General features: G+C 73.3%; 14 protein-coding genes. 9 read left to right on the top strand and 5 right to left on the bottom strand.

The annotated features are described in order from the left end of the window. Positions 1-53: 53 nt before the first annotated feature. Positions 54-875, bottom strand: a complete 822-nt coding sequence (locus AB0E67_RS23070; protein ID WP_362029889.1) for an endonuclease — start codon at positions 873-875, stop codon at positions 54-56. 262 nt (positions 876-1,137) lie between these two features. Here AB0E67_RS23070 and AB0E67_RS23065 point away from each other — a divergent pair, with 262 nt between their 5' ends. From AB0E67_RS23065 to AB0E67_RS23050, 4 genes are all read left to right on the top strand, one after another. Beyond that, entirely contained in the window at positions 1,138-1,338 is a 201-nt protein-coding gene (locus AB0E67_RS23065; protein WP_362029887.1) for a hypothetical protein, read from the top strand. A 91-nt stretch (positions 1,339-1,429) separates the two neighbouring features. Then, positions 1,430-2,587, top strand: a complete 1,158-nt coding sequence (locus tag AB0E67_RS23060; protein ID WP_362029884.1) for a methyltransferase — start codon at positions 1,430-1,432, stop codon at positions 2,585-2,587. A gap of 134 nt (positions 2,588-2,721) precedes the next feature. Next, entirely contained in the window at positions 2,722-3,900 is a 1,179-nt protein-coding gene (locus AB0E67_RS23055) for an acyl-CoA dehydrogenase family protein (protein WP_362029881.1), read from the top strand. Positions 3,901-4,106: 206 nt separating this feature from the next. After that, the gene (locus AB0E67_RS23050; RefSeq protein WP_362029992.1) at positions 4,107-5,825 is read left to right on the top strand and encodes a GAF domain-containing protein; all 1,719 of its coding nucleotides are present in this window, start codon (positions 4,107-4,109) and stop codon (positions 5,823-5,825) included. Between the two features lie 109 nt (positions 5,826-5,934). Here AB0E67_RS23050 and AB0E67_RS23045 read toward each other — a convergent pair whose 3' ends face one another. Both AB0E67_RS23045 and AB0E67_RS23040 read right to left on the bottom strand, forming a co-directional pair. Beyond that, positions 5,935-6,651 carry a response regulator transcription factor gene (locus AB0E67_RS23045; protein WP_362029989.1) on the bottom strand — a complete coding sequence of 239 codons (717 nt, stop codon included), beginning with the start codon at positions 6,649-6,651 and terminating at the stop codon, positions 5,935-5,937. 178 nt (positions 6,652-6,829) lie between these two features. Continuing rightward, positions 6,830-7,576, bottom strand: coding sequence for a pyridoxamine 5'-phosphate oxidase family protein (locus tag AB0E67_RS23040; protein WP_362029878.1), 747 nt, complete (start codon positions 7,574-7,576; stop codon positions 6,830-6,832). A 354-nt stretch (positions 7,577-7,930) separates the two neighbouring features. Here AB0E67_RS23040 and AB0E67_RS23035 point away from each other — a divergent pair, with 354 nt between their 5' ends. Then, positions 7,931-8,809: a universal stress protein gene (locus tag AB0E67_RS23035; protein ID WP_362029875.1), complete on the top strand. Its 879-nt coding sequence runs from the start codon at positions 7,931-7,933 to the stop codon at positions 8,807-8,809. Between the two features lie 57 nt (positions 8,810-8,866). Here AB0E67_RS23035 and AB0E67_RS23030 read toward each other — a convergent pair whose 3' ends face one another. Beyond that, positions 8,867-9,520, bottom strand: a complete 654-nt coding sequence (locus AB0E67_RS23030; RefSeq protein WP_362029873.1) for a CBS domain-containing protein — start codon at positions 9,518-9,520, stop codon at positions 8,867-8,869. 383 nt (positions 9,521-9,903) lie between these two features. Between AB0E67_RS23030 and AB0E67_RS23025 the strand changes: the two genes are divergently transcribed. From AB0E67_RS23025 to AB0E67_RS23010, 4 genes are all read left to right on the top strand, one after another. Further along, complete coding sequence (locus AB0E67_RS23025) at positions 9,904-10,443, top strand: hypothetical protein (protein ID WP_362029870.1); 540 nt, start codon at positions 9,904-9,906, stop codon at positions 10,441-10,443. Then, positions 10,440-12,875: a glycoside hydrolase family 65 protein gene (locus tag AB0E67_RS23020; protein WP_362029868.1), complete on the top strand. Its 2,436-nt coding sequence runs from the start codon at positions 10,440-10,442 to the stop codon at positions 12,873-12,875. Before AB0E67_RS23025 ends, AB0E67_RS23020 begins: the two co-directional genes overlap by 4 nt. A gap of 151 nt (positions 12,876-13,026) precedes the next feature. Next, entirely contained in the window at positions 13,027-14,535 is a 1,509-nt protein-coding gene (locus AB0E67_RS23015) for an ArsR family transcriptional regulator (RefSeq protein ID WP_362029866.1), read from the top strand. Between the two features lie 489 nt (positions 14,536-15,024). After that, a complete protein-coding gene (locus AB0E67_RS23010; protein WP_362029863.1) occupies positions 15,025-15,477 on the top strand; it encodes an Hsp20/alpha crystallin family protein in 453 nt (150 codons plus the stop codon). Positions 15,478-15,654: 177 nt separating this feature from the next. On the opposite strand, the gene AB0E67_RS23005 is transcribed toward AB0E67_RS23010, so the two are convergent. Continuing rightward, on the bottom strand, positions 15,655-16,530 hold the full coding sequence (locus tag AB0E67_RS23005) for a universal stress protein (protein ID WP_362029861.1): 876 nt from the start codon (positions 16,528-16,530) through the stop codon (positions 15,655-15,657). Positions 16,531-16,623 lie beyond the last annotated feature (93 nt).

Raw genomic sequence — 16,623 nt, 5'->3', positions numbered from 1 at the left:
GCCGCCGACGGGCTGCCCGGTGGCTCGTCGGCGGTCACGCGTCCGGCGGGCGCCTACCAGATGGACCCGACCCACTCGGGGTGGTCGATGAACGGGTTCCGGTTGTGCTGGTACTGGTCGAATATGACGTCGTTGCGCCGCTTCTCGAAGGCGTCCGGCGGGTCCTCCTGGCTCCACGCCTTGAGTACGGAGAGACGGCCCATGTACGGGGCCGAGCCGTTGGACACCCGCTCGTTGGGTTCGAGGTCGGCGAAGCCGTCGCCGCCCTCGTAGCGCACCGCCATGTAGAGGATAATGCGGGCCACGTCGCCCTTGACCGCGTCGCGCGGCTCGAAGGAGTCGCTGTCGGTGTAGCTGCCCGGGGCCCCGCTGACCGGGCTGCCGCCGTTGTCGAAGTCCTTGTTGCCGCGGATGGAGTTGACCTGGACGTCCTCCGGGCGCAGGTGGTGGATGTCGGTCCCGGGGCCGGTGGCGGTGCCGAAGTCGCCGTGGGACTTGGCCCAGACGTGCTCGCGGTTCCACTGTCCGACCGAGCCGCCGCTGCTGTTCTTGGATATCGAGCGGCCGGAGTAGAGGAGGACCACGTTGGAGGAGTTGGCGGGGTCCTGGTCCGTTTTCTTCAGCGCGTCCCAGACCTGGCTGTAGGAGATCTTGGTCTGCTTGCTGATGATCGTGTGCAGCGCGTTCCTCAGCGCGGTGCCGGACTTGCCCATCGCGTCCTGGTAGTACGTGTCGTCCAGGGTCTGGAGCGGTGCGGCGGCGGCGGCGGTCCGGGCGGTGGTCGCGGGCGCGGCGGCCGCGGTGCCGGCGAGGACCGCGAACGCGGCGAACGTCGCCAGCAGCGGGCGCCGGTGGCGGAGGTGAAGACGGGACATGTGGGGGTGTCCTCTCCGGAAGGACGGGCGCCGCGACACCGGTCACGAGGTGGGGACGGCGCCGCGGCGGACGTGTGGTGGGTTGGTCAGCGGGAGCCTTCCACACGCACCGTGACCCTGGTGTGAACGCTGTGTACCTATCATGTGCAGGTCAAGTGGCGCCGCCTGTGCGGGCCGGGCGGGGTGGTGGAGGGGGTGCCCGGGCATGGGATGCGCCGGACCGGGCGCGGCGCGAGAATGTCGGAAAGGACGAGGAGGCGGCATGAGCGACGAGCCCGAATCCGTATCCCTGACCGGGGGAGTGACCCCCGACAGCCTCTTGCACACGGGTGGGAGCGATGAACCGACCCCGGAGGACCTGGTGCTCGCCTCCGGGCGGGACCTGACTCCGGAGAACCTCCGATGGGCCGAGCGCAGGCTCGCCCAGGAGGGCCGTTCGGCGATCGACAAGGTGCTGCCGTAGCGCAGGGCCCGCTCCGGCGCGGCGGCACCCGGGAGCCGGCGGCGGGGAGCGTGTGGGGCGCCCCCCGCGGCTCGGCTAGCCTGGGTGCACGATGAACCGTTTGACGACGTCAGAGGCCGGATACGAGCTGGCCCGCTGCCCCGAGGACCCGCGCGATCCGTTCCGTGCCTGGGACGCCGCCGACGAGTATCTGCTGCGACGGCTGGAGGGCGCCGACGGGACGGAACCGGTCCGCCTGTCGGGCACCGTGGTCGTGGTGGGCGACCGCTGGGGCGCCCTCGGCACCGCCCTGGCGGCACACCGTCCCGCGCTGATCACCGATTCCTCCCTGTCCCAGCGCGCGACCCGCGCCAATCTGGAACGCAACGGCATCGGAGCGGACGCCGTGCGTCTGCTGTCCACCAGGGACACGCCGCCCGGCCGCGTCGACGTCCTGCTGGTGCGCGTCCCCAAGAGCCTCGCTCTCCTGGAGGACCAGCTGCACCGGCTCGCCCCGGCCGTCCACGCCGGCACCGTCGTCATCGGTACCGGCATGGTCAAGGAGATCCACACCTCCACGCTCGCTCTCTTCGAGCGGATCATCGGCCCGACCCGCACCTCCCTGGCGGTCAGGAAGGCCCGGCTCATCTTCTGCACGCCCGATCCGGCGAAGGCGCGCACCCCCAGTCCCTGGCCGCTCCGCTACGCCCTTCCCGAGGGCATCGGCCCGGCCTCCGGCCGGACGGTCACCAACCACGCCGGGGTCTTCTGCGCCGACCGCCTCGACATCGGCACCCGCTTCTTCCTCGGCCACCTTCCCGCGCGCAGCGGCCCGGACCGGGTCGTCGACCTCGGCTGCGGCAACGGCGTCGTCGGGCTGTCCGCCGCGCTCGCCAATCCCGAGGCGAGGGTCACGTTCATCGACGAGTCGTACCAGGCGGTCGCCTCCGCCGAGGAGACCTTCCGGGCCAACGCCGGACCCGGCGCCGAGGCCGACTTCGTGGTCGGCGACGGACTCACGGACGTACCGGCCGGCAGCGTGGACCTGGTGCTCAACAACCCGCCGTTCCACTCCCACCAGGCCACCACCGACGCGACGGCCCGCGCCATGTTCCGGGGAGCGCACGCCGCGCTGCGTCCGGGCGGCGAGCTGTGGGTCGTCGGCAACCGGCACCTCGGCCACCACATCCGGCTGCGCCGCATCTTCGGCGACTGCGCCACCGTCGCGGGCAACCCGAAGTTCGTCGTCCTGCGCGCCGTCAAGCGCTGACCGCCCGTCGGGTGCGCGCCGTCGAGCGCCGACCCCCGTCGGGGCCGCGCCGCCCCTTCCGGATTCTTGCAACACGTTCTACTGTGTGCGCCGCCGCACACGAGCGACGCGACCGCGAGACTCCTGGAGGGGCCGTGCACCTCGCATACACGCCTGAGCAGCAGCAGTTGCGCGCCGAACTGCGTGCGTACTTCGCCGAACTGGTCCCCGAGAACGCCTCTGTCCGCCACACCGACCCCGCGGCGCAGAAGAAGTTCTACCGCGAGACGATCCGGCGCCTGGGCGCCGACGGCCGGCTCGGCGCCGGCTGGCCCGTGGAATACGGCGGCAGCGGCCTGAGCCCGAGGGAACAGTTCATCTTCTTCGACGAGGCGGCCCAGGCGGGCGTGCCGCTGCCGTTGATGGCCCTCAACACCGTCGGCCCCACCATCATGCGGTTCGGCACCGACGAGCAGAAGCGCCACTTCCTGCCGAAGATCCTCTCCGGCGAGATCGACTTCGCCATCGGCTACAGCGAACCCGACGCGGGCACCGACCTCGCCGCGCTCAGGACGAGGGCCGTGCGCGACGGCGACACGTACGTCGTCAACGGGCAGAAGATCTGGACCACCAACGGCGACACCGCGGACTGGGTCTGGCTCGCCGTCCGCACCGACCCGGACGCGCCCCCGCACCGGGGCATCACCATGCTGCTCGTCCCGACCACCGACCCCGGCTACTCCTGCACGCTGATCAACACGCTTGCCTCCCACGACACCACCGCGAGCTACTACGAGAACGTGCGCGTCCCGGTCTCCCACCGCGTCGGCGAGGAGAACAAGGGCTGGCGGCTGATCACCAATCAGCTCAACCACGAACGCGTCACCCTCGCCGCCCACGGCACCATGGCCGTCCGCGCCCTCCACGACGTCCAGCGCTGGGCCACGGACACCCGGATCGCCGACGGCCGCCGCGTCGTCGACCTCGGCTGGGTCCGCGCCCTCCTCGCCCGCACCCACGCCAGGCTCGACGCCATGAGGCTGCTCAACTGGCGGATGGTGTCCGCCGTCCAGGACGGAACCCTCACCCCGCAGGACGCCTCCGCCGTCAAGGTCTACGGATCCGAGGCCCGCCGCGACGCCTACGCCTGGCTGATGGAGGTGGTCGGATCGGCGGCCCACCTCAAGGAGGGCTCGGCGGGCGCCGTGCTGCACGGCGAACTCGAACGCGGCTACCGGTCCGCCGTCGTCTTCACCTTCGGCGGCGGCAACAACGAGATCCAGCGGGAGATCATCTCGTGGATCGGGCTGGGGATGCCGCGCGTGCGACGGTGAGCCCGCCATGTACGGCGGTGCGCGTACCGTGCACGCTTGCGCATGTGCGGTGACCATTGTCGCGGACGGCACGGAGGACTCCCGGCGGTCCGTGCCGGGAAGCCGCGGGAACGGGGCGGGGACGCGTACCGGATGCCGATCGGCGTACGGAGATTAACGTGGAGGTGTGGCCGGCCCCGCAGGCGTGGGGGCAGGACGGAGGCACCGTGGGCGACACCGGGACTGAACACCGCGGTGGGGAACGCCGTCGGCTGAGCACGCTGCCCGAGGATCTCCAGGGCCGCCTCGACGCCGTGGAGCGCGGCCCCGCCGAGGCGGCCCTGCTGCTGGAGGCCGTCATGTCGGTCGGGCGGGAGCTCGACCTGTCGCAGGTGCTGCGCCGTATCGTCGAGGCCGCCGTCGTCGTGGTCGACGCCGAGTACGGGGCCCTGGGCGTGGTCGGGGAGGGGACCCGGCTCACCCAGTTCCTGACCGTGGGCGTCACGGACGAGGAGCGCGAGGCCATCGGCCCGCTGCCCGAGGGGCACGGCATCCTCGGCGAGCTGATCCGCCGTCCCCGGCCGCTGCGGCTCGCGGAGCTCTCCGGGCACCCCGCGTCCTACGGACTCCCGCCGAACCACCCCCCGATGCGCTCGTTCCTGGGGGTGCCCGTCCGGATCCGCGACGAGGTGTTCGGCAACCTGTACCTCACCGAGAAGCGCGGCGGGCGCGAATTCGACGCGGAGGACGAGACCGTTCTGTCGACGCTCGCGGTGGCGGCGGGGGTCGCCATCGAGAACGCCCGCGAGTACGCACGCACGCGCGACCGCCAACGCTGGCAGGAGGCGGGCAACGAGATCGTCGCGGGACTGCTGGGCGGCGCCGACGACGCCGACGTCCGGCGGATGATCGTCGACCGCTCCTCCCGCATTCTCGCCGCCGATCTCGGCATCCTGGCGCTTCCCTCCGGGGGACACTCCGTCCGTGTGGCTCTGGCGTCCGGTCCGGACGCCGAGCGGTACCGCGGTCTGGCCCTGCCGTGCGAGGGATCGTTCGCCGGGGCCGCGCTCGACGCCGGTGAGCCCATCACGAGCCCCGACCTCGCGCACGATCCGAGGACCGACGGCGGCCCCCTGAGGCGGGCGGGGCTCGGCCCCGCGGTCGCCGTCCCCATGGCCACGGGCAGGCGGACGTGCGGGGTGCTGCTGCTGGCCCGGGCACGCGGCAGCCCCGTCTTCACGGAGACGGAGACCGCGCCCCTGCTGGCGTTCGCCGGACAGGCGGCCCTGGCCATGGAGCTCACCGGGCGGCGCGAGTCCGCCGAGCAGATCGCCCTGCTGGAGGAACGCGACCGCATCGCCCGGGACCTGCACGACCTGGCCATCCAACGGCTGTTCGCCACCGGCATGACCCTGCAGAGCGTGGTACGCCTCGTGGAACAGCCGCAGGCGAGCGAGCGGCTGCTGCGCGCGGTGGACGACCTGGACGAGACCATCAAGATCATCCGGTCGACCATCTTCGGGCTCCGCGCCCGTGACCCAGGCCGGACCGGACAGGGACTGCGCGTCAGGACGGCGAGGGCGGTCGAGCAGTCCGCCCGCACCCTCGGGTTCCAGCCGTCCCTGCGCATGGCCGGGCTGATCGACACGGACGTTCCGGCCGATGTCGCCGAGCAGGTGATCGCGGTCCTCGGCGAGGCCCTGACCAATGTCGCGCGTCACGCGCGGGCCGCGGCGGTGGACGTCTCACTGACGGTGGGCAACGGGCGGCTGACGCTCGTCGTGTCCGACGACGGGATCGGGATGCCCGGGCACGGGGTCTCCCGGAGCGGGCTCGACAACCTGGCGCGGCGCGCGGAGAAGCTGGGCGGCGGGATGGACGTGGGACCGTCGGGGCGGGGCGATGGCACCCGGTTGAGCTGGCGGGTACCCCTGCGACAGCCCTGATGTCCCTGATGTCCGCCGGGCCGTGCCCGCTCCGACGGCCTCCCCGCGGGCGTCCCCGTCCTGATGACCCGTCCCTCCCGACGGCCCCGGGAGCGTCCCGGGACCACGGTCATCGTCGGCGGTGCCCCGCACCACCGGAGGTCGGGGCGGAGTCCGCGGTGTGCGCCGCGATCACGGCGGCCTGGATGCGCCGCTCGACCCCGAGCTTGGCCAGGAGACGCGAGATGTGGTTCTTGACCGTCTTCTCGGACAGATAGAGGCGTTTGCCGATCTGGCTGTTGGTCAGTCCCTCGCCGATCAGGGCGAGGACGTCCTTCTCCCGCGGCGAAAGCCCCGACAGCGCGTCGTCCTGTGCGGATTCGGCGCCGAACTCCTCGTCGCGCAGGCTGTTCATCAGCCGCGCCGTGGTGGCCGGATCGAGGGTGGAGCGCCCGGAGGCCAGGGTGCGGACGGCGGCGACGAGGTCGGAGCCCTTGATCTCCTTGAGCACGTAACCGGCCGCGCCGGCCATGATGGCGTCGAGCAGCGCTTCGTCGTCGTCGAACGAGGTGAGCATCAGGCAGGCCAGTTCCGGCATCCGGGAGCGCAGTTCACGGCAGACCGTGATGCCGTCGCCGTCCGGCAGCCGCACGTCGAGAATCGCGACATCGGGGCGGAGCGCCGGGCCGCGGGCCAGCGCGTGATCGGCTGTGCCCGCGTCGCCGACGACCTCGATGTCCGGCTCCGCGTCCAGCAGATCCTGCACCCCGCGCCTGACGACCTCGTGGTCGTCGAGCAGGAACACACGGATCGGCCTCTCCGCCGAGAACCCGGACTCCGTGCCCATGGCGCCCTCCTCGTCGTCGACGGGCGGCACGGACCCGCTGCCCGCGGGCGGTGCGGATCCGTCCTCACTCATCGTGGTCCGCGCCGCGAGCGGCACACCAGGGCCGAACGGGTCCCGCGGCGGCCGGACCGCCCGCGCCGCACCCCGCGATGGCGGCGGGCCCTCCGCGCGGCGGGGTTCAGGCCCGTGCACCGTCCCGGCTCCGTCCGTCCGGCCGGTGGTCACCGCCCGGGGCGGCGTGGCTCTCGAGGACACGGATGCGCCGCCCGGTGACGCGCGTGGGGGTGATCGTCAGCCACACGTTCCGCGGGCCGCCGGCCCAGGGCGTGGTGTAGGCGTGCTCGTCCAGCCGCCGGGCGGCCTCCGGATCGTCGACGGCCGCCGCCGTGCCGACGACGAGGACGCTCCACCCCTGGCTCAGCGCCTCGTCGACGTGGTCCACCTCGAAGGCGACCGTCCGGCCCGCGACAGCGGTCAGGAGCGAGTCGCGGGCGCTCCGGTAGGCGATGTGCTCGCCGTCCACGACGTAGTTGACCGGGAGGATGGTGGGTCCGTCGTCCGTCATCGTGCCGACCCGGCCCACGCCGTGCGTGGACAGCAGCAGATGACACTCCTGGGGGTCGAGTTCCAGCAGCTGCGTGTGATATCCGGCGTGGCCCAGGCCAGGAGGGAGATCGGCGGTGCACCCGGTCAGCTCGGCCACCGTGCTCTCCAGCGCCTCGGCCAGCCGCAGCAGGAACCCGATGCCGGGTGTCGCCTGGTGCTCCTCGACGTACTGGAGGTAGCCCGGCGCGGCGCCGGCCCGCTCGGCGACCTGCTCCCGGCTGAGCCCGAGCTGTTCGCGCCGCATCGCCACCCGGCGGCCCAGCTCTCCCGAAGGGGCCCGTTCCCGGCACTCGCCGGGGTGACTCTCTGCGCGCATCATGTCCTACACGTCCTTCGTGGATCCGTTCCGGCCGTCGGGGGATCCGCTCCGGCCCCTCACGGGTGTTCCGGTCCGCCGACCGCCCCGCCGTACCCCGGGTCCTTCCGCCGTTCCACATGTGCCTCGTCGGGTCCATGGTGCGCCACCCCGGAGCGCGGCGCATGGGCCGACCGGCCTGGTCTCGCGCCCGCCCGGCCCATCCCGCGGCCCCGGCAGGAGGCACAGCATGACCGTACGGGCCCACGACGCCAGCGTGCGAGCTGCGGAAACCTCTGGGTTCGGGGAGCCGCCCGAGCCGCGGGAACCCCCGGCCCGAGGAACGGCGAGCGCCGCGGAAACGCGAGGAGAGTGACCATGAGCAGCACTCCGCAGGGCGTGGTCATGACAGGGACGGTCGTGGTCGGCACCGACGGTTCCGGTCACGCGCTGCGGGCCGTGCGATGGGCGGCCGGCGAGGCCGCCGCCCGGGGGACGGCGCTGCACATCGTGCACGCCGTGGGGACCGGTCGGGGAAGCCTGTATCTCTCCGAGGAGGACCGCCGACGGATCGTGCGCTTCGCGAACTCGGTGCTGGACGATGCCGCCGGGCTGGTCCGCCGGCTGGCCCCCGCCGTCCCGGTGACCACCACCCTGTGCGAGAACCGCACGACACCCTGTCTGCTCGGCGAGGCGGACCCCGACGCCACGGTGGTCGTCGGCTCGCGCGGGCGCGGGGGATTCGCGCCCCTGCTGGTCGGGTCGGACTCGCTCGACCTGGTCGCCCACGCGTCGGTCCCGGTCGTCGTCGTGCCCGGTGAGGAACGCGAACGGGCGGGCGTCGTGCTGGTGGCGGCGCGGGACGAACGCGACAGGGAGACACTGCGCACCGCCGCCCGGCTGGCCGACCGGGACGGCGCCGCGCTGCGGGTGGTGAGTGCGTGGGTCTCCTTCGAGAACCTCGGCGACGTGGCGACCGTCCTGGAGGGTGCGACCCGGCTCGCCGAGGAGCGCACGCGGGACACGGCCCGGCTCGTCGAGGCCGTGCGCGCGGAGTTCCCGGACCTCTCCATGACCGAACGGGTCGTCCGCGCCGGGTCCGTCTCCGAGGCGCTGGTGCGGGAGACGGCCGACGTCGACGTGATCGTCATGGGGGCGCGGCGGCGTTCCCACCACATCGGCTCTCCGCTCGGGCACGTGACCCACGCCGTGCTGCACCACACGCACTGCCCGGTCCTGCTCGTCCCGCACTCCTGAACGGCGTGTCGTTCACGAAGCCGCGCCGCTCCTCCAGGAGCGTCCGGGACTGCCGGCTCAGGCGCGTGCCGCGCCCTCGAGCCGGCAGTCCACGTCGACCACGCCCTCCACGGACTGCGCGAGCCGGGCCGCGACGGGAATCAGGGAGCTGTCGTGGATGCGACCGGACAAGGTGACCACGCCCTGGGCGACAGCGACCTCCACCGGCCGGTCCGCGCCGGGGAACAGCCGGTCGACGACCTCTCGGCGTACGTCGGCGGCGAGCGCCTCGTCGGGCCGGAGGAACACCTTGAGGAGGTCGGCACGGCCGACGACGCCCTCGAGGCCGCCGTCGGCGGCCACGACCGGAAGGCGTTTGACGCGCTGGTCGGCCATGAGGCGGGCCGCCTGCGGAAGCGGCGCGTCGGGCCGGATCGTGACCGCGGGGCTCGACATCAGATCACCGGCCCGGACCGAACCCGCCTTGGCGGTGTCGCCGAGACGCCTCATCTGCTCGATCATGCCGATCCGGCGTGCGCGGAACTCCTCCTTCGCGAGCAGATCGGCTTCGGAGACGACGCCGACGACACGGGACTCGTCGTCGACGACCGGGACGGCGGTGACCTTCCACCGCTCCATGACCGTGACGATCTCCTTGAATTCCGTGTCGGGCGCGACCGTGACGACGGTCTTCGTCATCACGTCGGCGACGGTGTAGCGGGCAGAGGTCATGGCATTCCTCGGTGGATGGGCGGGACCGGCGGACCTGCCGGCCGACCGGGACCGGGGGACCCGACCGGACCGTCCGGGCAGACCCGGACGGACCCGGACGGTGGTCGTTCACCGTTCACCGTTCGTCGGCCAGGAGGCAACGCTCTCACCCTCGCGCCCCCGACGCCACGGGGGCCAGGGGCCGACGGGGCCGGGCGGGGGCCGACCGGCCCATGCGCGGGGGCCGTGCGCCGGGTCAGCCTGGGGGCGAGGGCAGACACACGCGCCGGAGCGGGCGGGCACGGCACGGGAACGCCGCCCGGGAAACACGGCAAGGGAACACCGTCCGGGAAACACGGCGCGGAAGCACCGCCCGGAAATCACCGCACGGGAAGGACGCCGTCGTGGAGGCACACGTTTTCCAGGGGCCGGCACGAACCGCGTGGCAGGACGTTCCCGCCCCGGCTGTCGGCGCCGCCGCCGACGACGCCGTCGTCGTCCGCGTGGACGTCGCGACGATCCGCGGCAGCGATCTCCGCATCGTCAAGGGCGACGTGCCCGACGGGCCCCCGGGAGGGATCCCGGACCACGAGGCCGCCCGTGTGCCCGAGACCTTCGAGGTGCGCGTCCGCATGGTGCGGCCCGGAGGACGTGTCGCGGACATCGGAGCGCCCGGCCGTCCGGCGACGCCGCACCTCGAAGACCCGCGGCTCACGGACATCGCCCTCACCACCGGACCGGTCGACACGTACTCGACGCCCATGCCGCTGCGCATGACTGCCGTCGGGCGGCTGCCCGCGTCGACCCTGATCACCCACCGTTTCGAACCGGAACGGACGGAGGAGGCGTACGACGTGTTCGCGCGTACAGGGGAGACGGGGGCCCTCGATGTGGTGCCGGGCGGGGCACCGCACGACGAGATCGCCGCCCCGGTCCGGCCATGAGCCCGCGCCCGCTGAGCACGCGCACGGACACCGGCTGGACCTGGGACTTCGGCGGCTACGACCCCGCGCGGGAACGCACGGTCGAGGCCCTGTGCACGCTCGGCAACGGCAGGTTCGCCACCCGCGGGTCGGCACCCGAGTCGCCCACCGGGCCCGTCCACTACCCGGGGACGTACGCGGCGGGCTGCTACGACCCTCTCACCTCCGACGTCGACGGCGAACAGGTCCGCAACGAGGACCTGGTCAACCTGCCCGACTGGTCGCGCCTGCGCTACCGGTGCCTGCCGGACGGCGGACCGGAGGGGGAGTGGCTCACGCCCGACGACCCGAGCCTGCGCCACTTCAAGGTCTCGCTCGACCTGCGCCGCGGCGTGCTCACCCGCCGCCTGTTCTTCCAGGACGGTCACGGCCGAGGGCTCGGCGTCACCCACGTCAGGCTCGTCCACATGGCCGATCCCTTCCTGGCCGCGCAGAGAACCACCTTCCACGCGTACGGCTGGCGCGGAACGGTCGAGGCGGAGTCCGTCATCGACGGCGACGTCGCCAACACCGGCGTCGAGCGCTACCGGGGCCTCGACCCCCGCCACCTCACCGGACACCGGGCCGGGGTCGAGACGGACGGCGTGGCCTGGCTGTCCTGCCGCACCCGTTCCTCGCGGATCCGGATCGGCGTCGCCGTCCGGACGTCCGCACGGCCGCTCGTCCCGGTGGCGGCCGCCTGCACGGACAGGGGGACGGTCCAGGTCTTCCGGCTTCCGGTCGCGCGCGGGCACTCCGCCGTCGTCGTGAAGTGCGCCGCCCTGTACACGTCGTCGGACCGCCCGCAGGGCGACCCCCTCCCGCGCGCCGTCGCGCACGTGACGCACGCGCCGGCGTTCGCCGGCCTGCTCGTCTCCCACCACGCGGCGTGGGAACGACTGTGGAGCCAGGGCGAACTGAGGGTGCCCGGCGAGACCGGGCGCATCCTGCGGCTCCACCTCTTCCACGTCCTGCAGACGCTCTCCCCGCACACGGCCGAGCTGGACGTCGGGGTGCCCGCGCGGGGCCTGCACGGCGAGGCGTACCGAGGACACGTCTTCTGGGACGAACTGTTCGTGCTGCCCTACCTCACCCTGCACTTCCCGGAAGTGGCGCGGGGCCTCCTCATGTACCGCCACCGCCGCCTGCCCGCGGCCCGTGACGCGGCCCGCCGGGCGGGCACCGCGGGGGCGATGTTCCCCTGGCAGAGCGGCGGTTCGGGCGAGGAGGAGACCCAGCGACTGCACCTCAATCCCCGCTCGGGCCGTTGGCTGCCCGACCACTCGCACCTCCAGCACCACGTCGGATCGGCCATCGCCTGGAACGTGTGGCGGTACGGGCAGAGCACCGGCGACACCGGGTTCGTCCAGGGACCGGGGGCGGAGCTGCTGCTCGACATCGCCCACCACTGGGCGGCCGCCGCCGAGTACGACACCGAACTCGCCCGCTACCGCATCCGCGGCGTGATGGGACCCGACGAGTACCACGACGCCTATCCCGACGCCACCGTGCCCGGCATCGACGACAACGCCTACACGAATGTGACCGCCGCCTGGGTGCTGGCCCGCGCGGTGGAGACGTTCGAGGCACTGCCCGGGACCCGCCGGCAGGAACTGGCCGCGCGGCTCGGCCTCGACGACGAGACGCCGGCCCGCTGGGACGACATCTCCCGCCGTGTGCACGTCCCGTTCCACGACGGGGTCATCAGCCAGTTCGAGGGTTACGGGGACCTGGCCGAACTGGACTGGGACGGCTACCGCGCCCGTTACCACGACATTCGCCGCCTCGACCGGATCCTGGAGTCCGAGGGCGACACGGTCAACCGCTACCAGGCGTCCAAACAGGCCGACGCACTGATGCTCGGCCACCTCTTCCGCCCCGCCGAGCTGCGGGCCCTCTTCGACCGCCTCGGATACCGGCTCGACGACGAGACCTGGCGCGCGACCGTCCGCTACTACCTGGCCCGCACCAGCCACGGTTCCACCCTCAGCAGCCTGGTGCACGGCTGGGTGCTCGCCCGCGAGAGGGGCCGTGACGCCTGGCGCCACTGCGAGGAGGCCCTGCTCAGCGATGTCGCGGACATCCAGGGCGGCACCACAGGCGAGGGCATCCACCTCGGCGCGATGGGCGGCACCCTCGATCTCGTCGAACGCGGCGTCGTGGGCCTGGAAGCAGGGCCGGACGGACTGTGCGTCGACCCCGTGCCGCTGCGCGAGATGCCGCGCTGCGCCTTCACGTTCTGCTGCCGCGGGCACCGGGACATCCGGATCCGGCTCCTTCCCGGCCGGCTGGGCATCCGCGTGCCCCGGTCACGGCTCGCGCCGCCGCTGCCGGTCCGACTGGCCGGGGAACGCCTGGTGACGGTGGGCGCGGGGGAGCAGCACTGGTTCCGGCTGCCCCGCGGCGGCCCCTGACGCCCGGAACGCCACCGAACCGGTGCGGTCGGCCACGGCGGGACGGACCGCACGACGCGCGCCCGCCGTCCGCCCGTCCGAGAATGAAGGAGCGCCGTAGCCCCGGGACGATCCCGCGGCGGAGCCCGGGGCGGTTCCGGAGGTGCCTGGAGTGAACGCCGTACACGGACAGCAGCAGACCGCGGTCACCGGCCCGGGCCGCCCGCCCAGACCCGACCGGCTCTTCGACAGGGAGAACGAATGGGAGGCCCTGGTGTCCTTCGCCGGGGACCCCCGTCCGGGGACGGAGCTGGGCGTCGTCACGGGGCGCCCCCGCCAGGGCAAGACGCTCCTGCTGGAATCGGTGGCACGCGCCACGGGCGGGTTCTACTTCTGCGGCCAGCAGGCCACCGAGGCCGAGGCCCTGCGCAGGGTGGGCGAGGAGTACGCGCGCCACCGCGAGGCCGGGCGGCCCGGTCCCTGGCGCGGCTGGAAGGAGTGCCTCGACGCCCTGCTGGCCCTGGGCGACGACCGGCCCCTGCCCGTCGTCATCGACTCGTTCCCCGACCTCGTCGCGGCGAGCCCGGCCCTCCCGTCCGTCATCCAGGGCGCCCTCCGGCACTCCGACCGGCCGCCGGGGAACCGCGCGCGCCTGCTGCTCGCCGGTGAGACCGCGCCGGTCATGACCCGGCTGTTCGCCTCGTCCGCCCCGCTGCGCGCCCTCACCCGCCTGATACTCGACATCCGGCCCCTGGACTTCCGCGAGGCCGCACGGTTGTGGGGGATCGACGACCCGAGGCTCGCCTTCCTCGTCCACACCGTGGTCGGAGGCACGCCCGCCTACCGGCACGACTACGTGAACGACGACGTCCCCGCCGGCCTCGACGACTTCGACGCCTGGGTCTGCCGCACCGTGCTGAATCCGCGCATGCCGCTGTTCCACGAGGCCCGCCACCTGCTCGACGAGGAGACCGGGCCCCGGGGCCGTGTCATCTGCCACTCCGTGCTCACCGCGCTGGCCATGGGCTGCACGACCCACGGCGGGGCGGCCGCCTACCTCGGGCAGCAGCTCGCCGACACCTCGCGCGCCCTTGCCCTCCTCCGCAACCACGGCCTGCTCCACTCGCAGCCGGACGGACTGCAGCCCGGGATCACGCGCCACCACATCGCGGACCCGCTTCTCGCCTTCGAGCACGCGGTGGCACGCCCGCGCAGGGCAGCCCTCGAACAGAGCGATGCCGAAACCGTGTGGCAGGAGGCGCGGACCGACTTCGACACGCTGGTCGCCGGACGCCGGTTCGCCCAGGTCTGCCGGGACTGGGCCGCCTCGTACGCCGATTGGACGGCCCTCGGGGCCGACCGGGTCACCGCGGCGCACGGTTCCCTCAGCGACCCCTCGGCGACCGCCGGGCTCGACGCCGAGGTCGTGGTCCGCCGCAAGGAAGGTCTCCTGAGCGGCCCTCTCCTGTCTCTGGGGATCGCGCGCTGGAACACCAGCATGGACATGCACCATCTGCAGCGCCTGCGCCGTGTCCTGGAGCGCCTCGAAACCCGCGACGGGACCGGCCGTGTCCGCCTGGCGCTCTACGGCGCCGCCGGGTTCAGCCCCGAGCTGTACGCGGCCCACGCACGGGGCGAGGTCATGCTCGTCGACCTCGAACGCCTCTACCGGGGCGTCTGATCCACTCCGGTGCCGGGACCAGTACCGGCGACGGGATCGGGCCCCGGCCCCGTCCGGGGCTTCCGTGGGACCGGCCCCCGATTCCGGACGGTCCCGGCCATGGGCCGATCGGCCCCTCCATGCTGTGGCCCACTCGGCACTGCGGTGTCCCCGTCCGCGGAGCGATCGTGGAAGTCGGACGGGACGCAGGTCCCGGACCGCCCCCGGAGCGGCTGGAGCGGTTCCGTCCTCCGGAGAAGCGATTCCGCCTCCCGAAGAGGTGAGAACCATGTGGCGCACACGGATCCGGATCCGGCCGAGGAGCCCCCGCAGACCCCCCGAGCCGGATCTGCGTACACCTTCCGGCCGTCCCATGCCCTACTGAGGACCGGCAGCGGCCGACCCAGGCCGGGAACCCCTCGTGGAACGGGCCGCCGCGAGCGTCACGGACCACGGCGGACGGAGACGAGCGGCGGCGCGGCCGCCGCGGGAAAGGACGATGAGGACACCATGTCAGGAACTCACCCGGAGCGCAGGCACGGCCGCTTCCCCGACCTCACGGACTGGTTCGGGACGGATTTCCCCCGCTTCCCGTGGCGGTCCGCGCCCGATGTCCACACCATCCCGATGGAGATGAGCAGCAAGGAGGGGCGGTACACACTGCGCGCCGAACTGCCCGGGATGGACCCGGAGAAGGACATCCACATCACGGTCGAGGGCGACACCCTCACCGTCGGGGCCGAGCACACCGAGAGCAAGGAGGAGAAGGACCACTCCGAGTTCCGCTACGGCTCGTTCCACCGCACGGTGCGTCTCCCCGCCCGCATCCCGCCCGACGGGGTCGAGGCGGAGTACGAGGACGGCATCCTCACCATGCGCGTGACGCTGGAGTCCGGGGCGGGGCAGGCCCCACACCGTATCCCGGTGAAGAGGACCACGGCCGACGGCCACGAGGACGCCTGACGGAGGCGCGCGACGAAGGACGAAGACGGGTGGCCGAGGCGTGTGGTACCGACGGGGACCGCTCCGGGGCCGGCCTTCCGGGCCCGGAGCGCGCGGGCGGTGCCGCGCCCGTCGCGTACGGCACGGCCCCGCCCCGCCCGTCGTACGCATGCCGTGGTCCGCACTGCGGGCGGGGGCTCACCTGTGGGCGACGACGGCGACCGGGGCGGTGGAGTGGTGGAGCATCGCGTGGGCCACCGGACCGATGTGCCCCCCGATCCGGGACCGGCGGACGCGGCGGCCGACGACCACGAGAGCCGCCGCGGCGCCCGCTTCCAGCAACTGCTCGGCCGGGCGTCCGATCTCGGACCGGGCGTCGAGGGCGACTGCCGGAAACCTGTCGTGCCAGGGCTTCAGCAGGTCGTCCAGCTCGTTCTTCATGGCCTCGGCCATCCGCGCGTGGCCTTCCGGGCTGTACGCGGCTCCGTAACCGGCCAGCGGGGGCGGTGTCCAGCTGTGCACCGCGACGAGCGCGCAACGACGCGATGACGCCTCCTCGAACGCGAAGGCGAGCAGGGCGTCGCACGGATGACCGGGGTCGACGCCCACGACCACGTCGCCCTCGGCCTGCCCTTCGCGCGGGCCCGGCCCCGTGTCCCTCGTGGCACGCACCAGGACGACAGGTCGCTCCAGGGCGTGGACGACCGCCATGCCGACGGAACCGAGCACGACACCCGCGAGCGTGCCCAGTCCCCGGGAGCCGAGGACCAGCATGTCCGCGTCCGCCGCGGCACCGACCAGTGCCGCCGCCGGGCGGCCGCCGAGCGATTCGGAGCCGATCCGCAGCCGCGGGTGCAGCGCCAGCAGTTCCTCGCGGGCCCCGCGCAGCAGCGGGTCGGCGTCCCCGTGACGCGGCCCCGGTCCGGCCGAGGGGACGCCGAGGACCGTGAACGTCTCCTCGACATGGACGAGATGCAGGGGCACGCCGCGCAGGACCGCCTCCCGCGCGGCCCAGCGGGACGCCGCGACGCTCTCCGCGGTTCCGTCGAAGCCGACGACGATGCGTGGGTTCATGACGACCTCCTCCGCCCCGGCACGGCCCCGGCCGGGGCGGGCGCGTGCTCGGGGGAATCCGTCCCCGTCTCCGGGCGGTGCGGACGGTCACCG

Origin of the sequence: Streptomyces sp. NPDC032161 (genome assembly GCF_040636995.1) — a bacterium.
Classification (GTDB): Bacteria; Actinomycetota; Actinomycetes; order Streptomycetales; family Streptomycetaceae; genus Streptomyces.
Note: the sequence above shows the minus strand (reverse complement) of the source record. Positions and strands in the feature narration are given on the sequence as shown.